Source organism: Bradyrhizobium sp. AUGA SZCCT0431, assembly GCF_018131065.1.
In the GTDB taxonomy this organism is placed as follows: Bacteria; Pseudomonadota; Alphaproteobacteria; order Rhizobiales; family Xanthobacteraceae; genus Bradyrhizobium.
In genome coordinates, this window is the sequence record NZ_JAFCLR010000032.1 from 35,842 (window position 1) to 47,919 (window position 12,078).

13 protein-coding genes are annotated in these 12,078 nt (G+C 62.1%); 6 read left to right on the forward strand and 7 right to left on the reverse strand.

Annotated elements, in window-relative coordinates; translation table 11 throughout:
- The first annotated feature begins 33 nt into the window (after nucleotides 1-33).
- The gene (rpmG, locus tag JQ567_RS26835) at nucleotides 34-201 is read left to right on the forward strand and encodes a 50S ribosomal protein L33 (RefSeq protein ID WP_027537094.1); all 168 of its coding nucleotides are present in this window, start codon (nucleotides 34-36) and stop codon (nucleotides 199-201) included.
- 70 nt (nucleotides 202-271) lie between these two features.
- Here rpmG and JQ567_RS26840 read toward each other — a convergent pair whose 3' ends face one another.
- Nucleotides 272-1,504, reverse strand: coding sequence for an MFS transporter (locus tag JQ567_RS26840; RefSeq protein ID WP_212441598.1), 1,233 nt, complete (start codon nucleotides 1,502-1,504; stop codon nucleotides 272-274).
- 135 nt (nucleotides 1,505-1,639) lie between these two features.
- Between JQ567_RS26840 and JQ567_RS26845 the strand changes: the two genes are divergently transcribed.
- Complete coding sequence (locus JQ567_RS26845) at nucleotides 1,640-2,236, forward strand: TetR/AcrR family transcriptional regulator (protein ID WP_212441599.1); 597 nt, start codon at nucleotides 1,640-1,642, stop codon at nucleotides 2,234-2,236.
- Nucleotides 2,237-2,468: 232 nt separating this feature from the next.
- Nucleotides 2,469-3,674, forward strand: coding sequence for a serine hydrolase (locus JQ567_RS26850; RefSeq protein WP_249165740.1), 1,206 nt, complete (start codon nucleotides 2,469-2,471; stop codon nucleotides 3,672-3,674).
- Nucleotides 3,675-3,826: 152 nt separating this feature from the next.
- On the opposite strand, the gene JQ567_RS26855 is transcribed toward JQ567_RS26850, so the two are convergent.
- Both JQ567_RS26855 and JQ567_RS26860 read right to left on the reverse strand, forming a co-directional pair.
- Nucleotides 3,827-5,203 (reverse strand): PleD family two-component system response regulator, encoded by a 1,377-nt coding sequence (locus JQ567_RS26855; RefSeq protein ID WP_212441600.1) that lies wholly within the window; start codon nucleotides 5,201-5,203, stop codon nucleotides 3,827-3,829.
- Between the two features lie 15 nt (nucleotides 5,204-5,218).
- Nucleotides 5,219-5,584, reverse strand: a complete 366-nt coding sequence (locus JQ567_RS26860) for a response regulator (protein ID WP_027538546.1) — start codon at nucleotides 5,582-5,584, stop codon at nucleotides 5,219-5,221.
- 232 nt (nucleotides 5,585-5,816) lie between these two features.
- Here JQ567_RS26860 and JQ567_RS26865 point away from each other — a divergent pair, with 232 nt between their 5' ends.
- The 3 genes from JQ567_RS26865 (at nucleotide 5,817) to JQ567_RS26875 (ending at nucleotide 8,066) form a co-directional block, all read left to right on the forward strand.
- Entirely contained in the window at nucleotides 5,817-6,116 is a 300-nt protein-coding gene (locus JQ567_RS26865) for a DUF3572 domain-containing protein (protein ID WP_212266336.1), read from the forward strand.
- Nucleotides 6,117-6,289: 173 nt separating this feature from the next.
- On the forward strand, nucleotides 6,290-7,576 hold the full coding sequence (locus tag JQ567_RS26870; RefSeq protein ID WP_212441601.1) for a DNA polymerase IV: 1,287 nt from the start codon (nucleotides 6,290-6,292) through the stop codon (nucleotides 7,574-7,576).
- Nucleotides 7,577-7,715: 139 nt separating this feature from the next.
- Complete coding sequence (locus JQ567_RS26875) at nucleotides 7,716-8,066, forward strand: hypothetical protein (protein ID WP_212441602.1); 351 nt, start codon at nucleotides 7,716-7,718, stop codon at nucleotides 8,064-8,066.
- Between the two features lie 159 nt (nucleotides 8,067-8,225).
- On the opposite strand, the gene JQ567_RS26880 is transcribed toward JQ567_RS26875, so the two are convergent.
- The 4 genes from JQ567_RS26880 to JQ567_RS26895 form a co-directional block, all read right to left on the reverse strand.
- Nucleotides 8,226-8,519, reverse strand: coding sequence for a GYD domain-containing protein (locus tag JQ567_RS26880; protein WP_212441603.1), 294 nt, complete (start codon nucleotides 8,517-8,519; stop codon nucleotides 8,226-8,228).
- A gap of 178 nt (nucleotides 8,520-8,697) precedes the next feature.
- A complete protein-coding gene (locus JQ567_RS26885; protein WP_212441604.1) occupies nucleotides 8,698-9,462 on the reverse strand; it encodes a slipin family protein in 765 nt (254 codons plus the stop codon).
- A complete protein-coding gene (locus JQ567_RS26890; RefSeq protein WP_212441605.1) occupies nucleotides 9,459-10,865 on the reverse strand; it encodes a nodulation protein NfeD in 1,407 nt (468 codons plus the stop codon). Before JQ567_RS26890 ends, JQ567_RS26885 begins: the two co-directional genes overlap by 4 nt.
- A 97-nt stretch (nucleotides 10,866-10,962) precedes the next feature.
- Nucleotides 10,963-12,060, reverse strand: coding sequence for a dihydrolipoamide acetyltransferase family protein (locus JQ567_RS26895; protein ID WP_212441606.1), 1,098 nt, complete (start codon nucleotides 12,058-12,060; stop codon nucleotides 10,963-10,965).
- Nucleotides 12,061-12,078 lie beyond the last annotated feature (18 nt).

Below are 12,078 nucleotides of genomic sequence, written 5' to 3' on the forward strand. Positions count from 1 at the left end.
CACCCGATTTTCACACATCAAGGGTTCTGAACAATGGCCAAAGCGGTCACCATCAAGGTCAAGCTCGTTTCCACCGCGGACACCGGCTTCTATTACGTCGCCAAGAAGAATTCGCGCACCATGACCGACAAGCTGGTTAAGAAGAAGTACGACCCGGTCGCGCGCAAGCACGTCGAGTTCAAGGAATCGAAGATCAAGTAACGTCGCAAGCCATTGCAGACGGATTTGAACGGGGCCCTTCGGGCCCCGTTTTGATTCTACATCTGATCGATTACGCCGTTTGCATCTGCGGCGGCCGGCTCGGCCTGATCAGCGCGAACGCGACCTGGATGATTCCGCCGGCCAGGCCCAGCGCGACGCCGATCCGCCAGGCCATGGTGTAGGAGCCGAGCTGGTCGTAGATCAGCCCTCCCCCATAAGCGCCGAGGAACGAGCCGATCTGGTGGCTCATGAAGGCGAGACCCTGAATCATCGCCTGCCATTTCAGGCCGAACATTTCGGCGACGGCGCCCGCGACCAGCGGGCCGACGCCCATCCAGAGGAATCCCATGATCGCGCCGAACAACAGCGTAGTCGCCGGCGTTGCCGGCAGCATGAAGTACCAGGCGAGCGCGATCGAACGGAAGATGTAGATGCCGCCGAGCAGTGCCAGCTTGTTCCAGCGCTGGCCGGCCCAGCCGAAGAACAGGCTGCCCAGCACGTTGAAGCCGCCGATCATGCCGAGCGTCTGCGCGCTCAACATCGGATCGAGGCCGCAGATCAAAAGATAGGACGGCAGATGCGTGGTGAGAAACACGAGCTGCATGCCGCAGACGAAATAGGCGCAGGTCATCACCACGAACGAGGCGTTGCCGAACGCGATCTTTGCGGCGGTTGAGGCCGAAGCGTCGCCGATGTCGTCGGCGGCCTTGGGCGGCAGCGGGATTTTGTCGGCCCTGCCCGCGTACCAGGCCGCCGGCAGCATGAACAGCGACAGGATCACAAAGCCGGCGACGCCGGCGCGCCAGCCAAACCCCTCATTCAACATCTGCCCGATCGGCGCCGACACCAATGCGCCGAGCGATCCCGCCGCCGAGACCATGCCCATTACGGTGCTGCGCACGGTGGCCGGCACCGCGCGCGCCGCCACCGACATCGCAATCGCATTGGCCGTGCAGGCCAGCGAGAAACCGATCAACACACCCGCGCCGATCAGGATCGGGATCATCCCCTGCGCGGTCGCCATCAGGGCAAGGCCCACGATGTACAGCAGCGAGCCCACGATCATGATCGGGCGGAAGCCGTAGCGCACCGTCAAGGCGCCGGCGACCGGCTGCAGGAATCCCCAGGCGAGGTTTTGCACGGCCAGGGCCAAGGTGAAATCCGACACCGAAATGCCGATGTCCTTCGTCAGCGGCTGCATGAAAATACCAAAACTCTGCCGCAGGCCCATGCTCAGGGTCAGCATCACCGAGGCGCCGATCAGGATGGGGAGTGTTGGACGCAGGATTTGCAGCAGGGTCATTGTTTTTATTCTCCCTAGCGGCCGCGATGCGAAAGCCGCGTCCTGCGTTTGCGGTCTGATTTATATTACACAGACCTGTGTAATAGGGCTATAAGGGGCGTCTACTGTCAAGGTTGAAGGATACCGCGCGCACGCATGGCACCCCTGCCCGCCAAACCGGCGATGAAGGACCGGATTCTCGAAACCGCGGATAGGCTGTTCTATCTGCAGGGGATTCGTGCGGTCGGCGTCGATACCATCGCGGCCGAAATCGGCATCAGCAAGCGCACGCTATACAACCACTTCCCCTCCAAGGATGCGTTGATATCGGCCTATCTGGCACGCCGCTTCGTGCAGCCTCGGCCGTCAGACAAGTCACCCGTCGATCAGATTCTCGACACCTTCGATGCGCTGGAGCGGCGCTTTGCAGCCAGGGATTTTCGCGGTTGCCCGTTCGTCAACGCGGTGGCCGAACTCGGCGGCGAGGATAAATCCGTCCGCAAGATCGCAATCGCATTCAAGGAAAGCCGCCGTCTGTGGTTTCGCGATCTGCTGGTGCAGCTCGGCGCCGCCGACCCGGAAGGCCTTGCGACGCAGCTAGCGTTGCTGGTCGACGGCTCGATCGCGCAGGATCTGGTGCGCAACGATCCGGCGATGGCGCGCGCGGCGAAGGCAGCCGCAACGGTACTGCTGGCGAATGCGGGAGTGCAGGTCGGTGGCGCCGCGCAAAAGCCGCAAGTCAAAACACGTTGAGATCATCACTCTCCATCGTCGTCCCTGCGACCCGTCTCCGCCAAGGCTTCGCCGAGGTTGAGATATGAGGCCTGCCGAAGCTTTAGCGAAGGCGGTACGCAGGGACCCATACGCCGTGGCCTTTCAATAAGGCGATGTGGTAGCTACCCTGTGCTGCAAGCAGCGCCGGTGGTTATGGGTCCCTGCGTTCGCAGGGACGACAAAGAAGAAAAAATGCAAAAAGGGAAACACCATGGAAGACTTGACGGTGACCGCCAAGGGTTACGACTTCAAACCGGCCCACGCGGCCATGCAGCGCTATATCGACGGCAATCTGCTGTCCGGCATCTCCTGGGCGGTGATGGTCGGCCGCGATCTGGTGGATGTCAACTGCGTCGGCTGGGCCGACAAGGAAGCGCAGACGCCGCTACGGCCCGACCATATTTTCCGGATTTTTTCCAACACCAAGCTGATCACTTCCTGCGCCGCATTGTTGCTGTTCGAGGAAGGTAAATTCCGGCTCGATGATCCGATCGAAAAATTTATTCCGCAGCTTGGAAATCGAAAAATATTGCGCCCTGGCGCAACCTCGCTCGATGACACGGAGCCGGCGAAGGGATCGATCACCATCCGGCAACTGCTCAGCCACAGCTCCGGCCTGAGCTACGGCTTCTTCGATCCCGGCACCACGATCTTCAAGGCGCTCAACGAGCGCGGCGTCCACAATCCCATGACGACGCTGGCCCAGATGGTCGATGTGCTGGCGGACCTGCCGTTGATCTATCACCCGGGGACGTCCTGGGAATACTCGCTTGCCATCGACGTGGTGGCACGGCTGGTGGAAGTCATCAGCGGCCAAAGCTTCGACAGGTTCATCCAGGCGCGCATTCTCGATCCGCTCGGCATGGTCGATACGGGCTTTGTCGTGCCGGAAAAGGATCATGGAAGGCTGGTCGCGTACTACGCCGGCGCAGATATGATGGAGCCGATGAAGCCGGGCCTCACCCGCACCGATAACGCGCCCTTCCCCGGCGCCTATCTGCGGCCCATTGCGAGGCTCAATGGCGGCGGCGGCCTGGTCTCAACGATGCCCGACATGGTCGCGTTGATCCGAAGCCTGCTGCCTGGCGACCGAACGCTGCTCAAGCCGGAGACCATTGCGCAGATGATGACCAACCAGCTGCCGGACGGCCAGTGGATCCGCTTCGCCCTGATGGGCGAACAGGTCGGCAAGGCGCACACGCTGGCCGGTGGCCTGATCGTAAACCCGACGCCGTTCGACCATCCCGATGCTTCGGGCGAGCTTTATTGGGGCGGCGTCGCCGGCACGCAATGGTGGATTTCGCCGCGACATAATTTGGCCGGCGTGATGATGGCGCAGCGGCAGATGGCCTTCGTCCACCCGTTCTCGTTCGAATTCAAACGGCTGGCGTATGACGCGGTGAAGCGCGGGCGGTAGCAAGACTGCGACCAATACAAATGCTGTCATCACCCCGCGCATGCGGGTGATCCAGTATTTCAGAGACGTTAGCGATTGAATCGAGAAGCCGCGGCGTACTGGATCACCCGCATGCGCGGGTGATGACACCGAGCTAAGTGGAACGCCAACGCTTACGCCGCCGCCGAAACCACCACACGGTTGCGTCCATCGTGTTTGGCGCGGTACAGCGCCGTGTCGGCGCGCTTCAGCACGTCGGCGACCGGCTCACCCTTGCGCTCCAGCGTCGATAGCCCGATCGAGACCGTGACCTCGATGCGCTTGGTGCCCTTGGCGATGGCGAAAGTCTCGCTCACGATCGAACGGCGGAGCCGCTCCGCCACCATGCCTGCCACATGCAGGTCGGTTTCCGGCATCACGATGACGAACTCCTCGCCGCCATAGCGGCAGGCGAGATCGATGCCGCGGATCGACTTGCGGATGCGCACCGCGAATTCGCGCAGCACGTCGTCGCCGCCGTCATGGCCGTAATTGTCGTTGATGGCCTTGAAGAAATCGATGTCGAGGATCATCAGCGCCAGCGGCTTGCCGCGGCTCGAGGCCTGCTCGGCAAGCGTCGCCAGATGGCTCTCCATGTAGCGGCGGTTATGCAAGCCGGTCAGCGCGTCGGTGATCGCCATTTCGATCGAGTTCTGCACGTTGTCGCGCAGATGATCGGTATAGCGGCGCCTGCGGATCTGGGTGCGCGCGCGCGCCAAAAGTTCGTTCTTGTCGACCGGGCGCAGCAGATAGTCGTTGACGCCGATCTCGAGCCCGCGGAGCAGCCGCGCATTGTTGTCGGCATCAGAGATCGCCAGTATCGGCACCTGACGGGTCCGCTCCAGCGAGCGCGCCTGGCTGCACAGCCGCAAGCCGTCGTAGTTTTCGAGGCTGAGCGAGACGATCAGCAGATCGTAATTGCCTTCGGCGGCATGAAACAGCGCTTCGGCCGGATTGGCCTCGACATCGACGGTGTGCTCGGCGGAAAGCAGCGGCGCCAGCCGCTCGTAGGATGACGGGCGGTCGTCGACCAGCAGGATGCGCCCGCCAACGCCTTTGTCGGCCACGGCGGTGCGCTCGGGCGCTTCCATGCCGATTTCCAGCGAGGTGATGGCGCGCATGCGCAGTTCATCGGTCATCATCTTCAGCCGCGTCAGCGAGCGCACGCGCGCGATCAGCACGACGTCGGACACCGGCTTGGTCAGGAAATCGTCGGCGCCGGCCTCAAGGCCCCGCACGCGGTCGGACGGGCTGTCGAGCGCGGTGATGATCACCACCGGAATGAAATGCGTGGCCGGGTTGGACTTCAGCCGGCGGCAGACCTCAAAACCGTCCATGTCGGGCATCATGACGTCGAGCAGGATGATGTCGCATTCGGCGCGCGAACAGACATCCAGCGCCTCGGCGCCGTTGGTGGCGGTCAGCACATCGAAATACTCGGCCGACAGACGGGCTTCCAACAGCTTGACGTTGGCGGGAACATCATCGACGACCAGGATACGCGCAGACATCGAAACTCACTCCCACTACCCAATAAAACGCCGTACTGTCTCAATAAACTTGCCGACCGAAATTGGTTTGGACAAATACGCCTCGCAGCCGCCTTCGCGGATGCGTTCCTCGTCGCCCTTCATGGCGAATGCCGTCACCGCGACCACCGGTATCGCGCGCAGTTCCGGATCGTCCTTGATCCAGCGCGTCACCTCGAGACCCGACACCTGCGGCAGCTGAATATCCATCAGGATCAGATCGGGGCGCAGCTTACGAACGAGATCCAGTGCCTCGAAGCCATTGCTGGTGCCGGAGGTCTGATAGCCATGCGCTTCCAACAGGTCGCGAAAGAGCTTCATGTTGAGCTCGTTGTCCTCCACGATCAGGACGGTTTTGGCCATCCCGTCCCTCCCTTATCCCAGGATACAGGCCCGGCCTTTGGGTGCTTCCGCACCGCCTTTCCGGGCTTGTCGAAAAGTGAAATCAAACTAGCGCCAGATTCGCTCTAACCCGTTAAATCCAGGTGCCATCTTTTCGCGAAGCGGTTTCACTTGCTTGAACACATTCCGCAGACTCGGGCATGATGGCCGTCAAACTAGAGACCATAAGTTAACGGAAAGGCAAACCCATCTGTTGAAAAAGCCTGTTCACAACCCCCGGGAAGTAGCTGAAATCGTTGCGGTTCAGGCGCTGTCCTTCATTGCGTCCGATCCGGAGCGGCTGGGCCTGTTTCTGGCCGAGAGCGGAATCGGCCCGGAGACGCTCCGGACGGCCGCCGCCGACCCGCAATTTCTGGCCAGCGTGCTGGATTTCGTGATGCGCGATGACGCAACCGTGAAGGCGTTTGCCGCCGCCTCCGAGCTCCATCCGACCAACATCGCCGCCGCCCGTCAGGTGCTGGGCGACCCGCATTGGGAGCGCGACGTGCCGTGAGCGCACTGGCGCAGGCACCAGTGCGGCGAATTTGAAGTTCCTACCAGACTCGCGGTAACCTCTTCGTAGGAACTTCAAATTCATCAGCCGCACTGGCAAAAATAATGTTGCTGGTGCTCCTTATCATTCCGCAGTTCGCATAGGTGGTGCGGCAAATGCGTGCGAACTGCGGAATGGGAGCACCAGTCGGTCCGCACTGTTTTTGCCGGGATTGCCTCGGCGACCTCGACATCAAGGCCAGGCGATGCGGCGAATGCGGCTCCCCTCGCCTGGTTCGCCACCCTTCGTTGCCGGCGCTGGCGATGGCGCATATCGATTGTGACGCGTTCTACGCGACGGTGGAGAAGCGCGACAACCCGGAACTTGCCGACAAGCCGGTCATCATCGGCGGCGGCAAGCGCGGCGTGGTGTCGGCCGCCTGCTACATCTCGCGGACGTTTGGCGTGCGCTCGGCGATGCCGATGTTCAAGGCGCTGGCGCTCTGTCCCGCGGCGACAGTGATTCGGCCGGACATGGCCAAATATGTCCGGGTCGGCCGCGAGGTGCGCCACGCCATGCAGACGCTGACGCCGCTGGTCGAGCCGCTGTCGATCGACGAGGCGTTTCTCGACCTTTCCGGCACCCAGCGCGTCCACGGCATGATCCCGGCCAAGGTGCTGGCGCGCTTTGCCCGTGACGTCGAGCGCGACATCGGCATCACGGTCTCCGTCGGCCTGTCCTGCAACAAGTTCCTCGCCAAGATCGCCTCCGATCTCGACAAGCCGCGCGGCTTTGCCGCCCTCGACCAGGCCGAAGCCCGCGAGATGCTGGCGGACAAGCCGGTCGGCTTCATATATGGCGTCGGCCCCGCGACCCAGGAAAAGCTGCTGCAGCGCGGCTTTCGCACCATCGCGGACCTGCAGCGCGCCGACGAGGTCGATCTGATGAAGCAGTTCGCCAGCGAAGGCCGAAGGCTGTGGCGGCTGGCGCGCGGCATCGACGACCGCCTGGTGGTACCCGATCGCGGCGCCAAGACCATTTCGAACGAGACCACCTTCGATAATGACATCCGCGATTTCGCGACGCTGGAGCGGACGCTGTGGCGGCTGTCGGAGAAGGTGTCGTCGCGCCTCAAAAGCAGCAACCTTTCCGGATTGACCATCACGCTGAAATTGAAGACCGCCGATTTCAGGCAGCGCACCCGCTCGCAATCGATCCAGGCGCCGACGCAACTGGCGGCAAAGATCTTTGCGGTGTCCCGCGAATTGCTGGCGAAGGAGATCGACGGCACCGCCTTTCGCCTGATGGGTACCGGCGTCAGCGCGCTGCGCGCAGGCTCGCAGGCCGACGACACCGACATGCTGGATCGCCGCTCGGCCCATGCGGAGCGCGCGATGGATGATCTGCGCAAGAAGTTCGGCAATTCCGCGGTAATCAAGGGCATTGCGTATAGGGGGCCGGAAAAAGACGAGCCCGAGTGACCCCCATCCCACGAAAAAATTACTCAATTGTCCGGTCTGGAACCCGCAAGGCATAATTAGATTTCTATCAAGTCTCCAACCTGTGGGGGCTCATAAGTCCGGATACTTTCGACGACCCCTACGCAAAAAGGAGCGGAAGATGGCCTCTTTAAAGCGGGAGTTGCATCGGCAGGTCAAAGGCCCGGAAATCACGGAACTGGATTTCTGGAACCTGGTCTTCGACACTGACACCAAGCGCTTGTACGTCGAACATGAGTGGACCTACCTGGATTCGCGTATCCGCGGGACGGCGGACTATCGAACGGACGTCATGGATATCGCGGCGTATCTGACGCAGGGCGGTCAAACCGCGGGCCATCGTGAACTCTGGCGGTTGCTGCGAGGGATCTTCAAGGAACAGTTCGATCCCGAGGAGTATGACCGCGAGGCACCCCTTTCGGGGCCAGCGCCCGCTCAGGAGGTCGAGCAGAAGACACGAAGTCATCCTTGACGCAGATCATGACGAGGGCTTCGTCACCCGCGCCGGCGCATTTCCGGGCATGGCGCGTTCGTTGCGTAATATAAAGACGGCGAATGGTTCAAAGGTGGAAATGACGCGAAGGCCAAGCCAAGCCTCGGCTTGACGGATGGTCGAACTGCGCAGCGGCCGTCAGAGCATCTTGCCGACAACCTTGGTCATGTCCGCCGCCGAGAAGGCACGCAACGACTCGGTGCGAACATTGCCCAGGGCGCCAAGACTCAGGCTAAGCGTCATCGCGGAAAACTCGTCCGGCGCCTCGAGGACTGTCACAACATCATATCGTCCCTGCGTCCAGAACAGCTCCTTTACGGTGACCCCGAAGGTCGCGGCCAATTTCTCGAAAGCCTCTGCCCGCTTCAGTGAGTCCTTGGCGGCGCGGATTCCCTGGTCGGTGAAGTTGCCAAGCACGACATAGGTTGCCATCGTGGCTCTCCCTTGTTGGCGGATTCAGCCGAGCTTTCTAACCGATTGTTCGGCTGCATCGATAGATCAGCGCTCCGCTGTTGACCCGTCGGGCGGCATCACGCGATTTGCTTGTTGCCGGCAATGATCCAGCTGGCGTTGTTGCCCAAGTCACGTTGCCTAAGTCACGTTGCCTAAGTCACGTTGCTTCGTTCCGCCGCGCGGCCAGATGGCCGAGCAAGTCCATCGGCAGCGGAAAGACCACGGTCGATGATCGCTCACCGGCAATGTCGTGCAGCGCCGCAAAATAGCGCAACTGCATCGCCTGTGGCTCCCGCGCGAGCGTTCGGCCGGCCTCGACGAGTTTCTCGGCGGCTTGCTGCTCGCCCATCGCATTGATCACTTTGGCGCGCCGCAACCGCTCCGCCTCGGCCTGCTTGGCAATCGCGCGCACCATGGTTTCATTGAGATCGATGTCCTTGATCTCGACGGTGGTGACCTTGATGCCCCAGACGTCGGTTTGCTGATCGAGTATCTCCTGGACATCGGCATTGAGTCGGTCCCGTTCGGCGAGCATCTCGTCCAGTTCGTGCTTGCCGAGCACCGAGCGCAGCGTGGTCTGCGCAAGCTGGCTGGTCGCGGCCATGAAATCGCCGACCTTGATGATCGCGCGCTCGGGATCGATGATGCGAAAGTAAAGAACGGCATTGACCTTGACCGAAACGTTGTCGCGCGAAATCACGTCCTGAGGCGGTACGACCTGTACCATCACCCTGAGATCGACCTTCACCATCTGCTGCACGACCGGGATCAGGATGATCAATCCCGGGCCCTTCACACCAGTGAAGCGGCCGAGCGTGAACACGACGCCGCGCTCGTATTCGCGCAGGATGCGAATGGCCGAGAACAGAAACATGATCGCGACCACCGCGAGTATCCCATAGGTCAAATAATCAAGCATCATGACGTACCTCCCTGGCGGGCGGTCAGCACCGGCGGGCGCCGTACCACCAGCGTCAAATCGACGACGTTGGCCACCTCGACCACCTCTCCGGGCTTGAAGGGTTCGGTGCCGCGCGCCTGCCAGCGCTCACCCTGGGTGATGACGTGGCCTTTGCTCTCGGACCAGTCGAGGATTTCGGCGGAAAGGCCGCGCATGGCTTGCGCGCCGAGCCGTACGGGGCCTTTTCGGGCACGTCGAAGCGAACCGAGAACAACCAGGATCAGGCCGATGAAGATCGTCGCTGCGACGCCGATTACCGACCATGACAGCCGGAATCCGGGCTCTTCGAACTCGAACAGCATCACTGCTCCGAGCACGAATGCGATGATCCCGCCGAGACCGAGAACCACAGTCGGGTTGAAGGCTTCGATGACCAGAAGCGTAATCCCTAACAGGATCAGGCCGAGGCCCGCATAGTTGATGGGCAGCATATTGAGCGCATAAAGGCCCAACAGCAGACAGATCGTTCCGATCACCCCGGGCGCGACTGCGCCGGGTGAGGAAAGCTCGAAAATCAGACCGTAGATGCCGACCAGCATGAGAATGAAGGCGACGTTGGGATTGGTGATCACCCCCAGAAATCTTGAGATCCATCCGGGATCGATCGCTTCACGCCCGGCATCCCTGGTCGCCAACTGTCGTGTCTCGCCACCCGCAACCTCGACCGTGCGACCATTGATCTGCCTGAGCAAGTCGGTTTGGTCGCGCGCGATGAGGTCGATGACATTCGCCTGCAATGCGGCATTGGCGGACAGGCTGGCGGCCTCCCGCACCGCCTTCTCCGCCCAGTCGGCATTGCGGCCGCGCATCTCGGCAAGACTGCGGATCAAGGCAACAGCGTCGTTCGTCGCCTTCGCCGCCATGGCATCCTTCGTCTTCGGCTGCTGGTCGCCGCCCTCCTTCTTGTCCTTATCGCTCTTGTCAGGGGTAGCGTCCGGCAGACCCGGCAGCGGGCCGCCGATCTGCACCGGCGTCGCCGCTCCGAGATTGGTGCCCGGAGCCATCGCCGCGATATGCGTGGCGTAGAGGATATAGGTCCCGGCGCTGGCCGCATGGGCTCCGGAAGGCGCAACGTAACCGACGACCGGAACGCGCGACGCCAGCACGTCTGCGACAATCTCGCGCATGCTGGTTGAGAGACCGCCCGGTGTATTGATGCGCAGAACGACGACCTCGGCATGTCGTTCGCCTGCCTTGGTCAGAGCATCCTTCACATAACGCGCCGTTGCTGGCCCGATCGCTCCGTCGACCGAGACGGTCAGCGCAAGCCTGCCGTTGTTCTCCCCCGCTGAGGCGACAAGGGGCGAGACAACCAGAGCTACGGCTGCAGCGGCCGCAACAAGAGTCGTGTGTACGGTTTGCACAGCAAGGACTCCTTATCGAGATGATATGGGGGTGTCCTCGTCCAATCTCAATATACCCGGGGCGCGAGTCATGTGGACGCCCCTGCACGCAGCCGTCCTACCAAACCCGCTCGAGATCCGATTTGAGTGCTACCAGGAAGCGAGCGGCTTCGCCGCCTGTCACGACGCGATGGTCGAAGGTAAGCGACAGCGGCAGTACGCGCCTCACCGCTGGCTGGCCCAAATGCGCGACCACCCTTTGGGCAATCCGGCCGGCGCCGATGATCGCCACTTGCGGCGGTACGACGATCAGGTTGGCGAACCGGCCTCCGATCATGCCAAAGTTCGACAGCGTAATGGTCGCGCCGCGCAGTTCGCCAGGAGGTATTGAGCGCGCTACTGCGTCAGCTCGCATCCGGTCGAGCCCGGCTCGCAAATCCGATGCGTCCCGCTCTGCGACATTGCGCAAGACTGGAACGATCAACCCGCCCCCGGTATCAACGGCGATGCCGAGGTCGACGCGCTCGATCAGACGCCGTTCTCCCGCGCCGGCATTGTACCAGGCATTGAGCGCAGGCTCCGCCTTGCAGGCGGCAGCGATCGCGCGCACCAGGCGGATGGTCGCGTCCTCGCCCTTTCGCCAATCGTCGATATCGGCGTCATCGGTGACGCTGGCAGGGACGATCTCGGCATGAGCTGCCGTCATGCGTTGGGCCATCGCGCGCCGCAAACCGCGCAGGGGCTCGGCGGGCCCGGTATGGGACAAGGTCTTGGCAGCTCGTTCCACATCCGCACGCGTGATGAAGCCGCCGGGTCCGGTGGCTTCGACAAGCTCGATATCGACGTCGAGCTTGCGCGCGAGCGCACGCACCGCCGGAAACACCTGGGCTTTCTGTACAGCGGCTGGCCCGGAAGGTGCCGCTGCCGCCGGCGGCTCGCTGGTGCCGAGTTCGCCGACAATTGTGCCGGTGTCTTGCTCGGGGCCTTCGGCAAACTCGACGAGCGGCGCGCCTACCTTCACCACGTCTCCCTTGGCGCCAAACAGATGCAGGATACGTCCGCTCGACGGTGACGGCACCTCGACGACGGCCTTGTCAGTCTCGACGGAAACCAGCGGCTGATCGGTGACGACGTGATCGCCTTCGTTGACATACCAGCTCACGATCTCCACCTCTTCGAGGCCCTCTCCGAGATCCGGCAATACGAACTGGCGCATGGGACAAGTCCGCTGCAA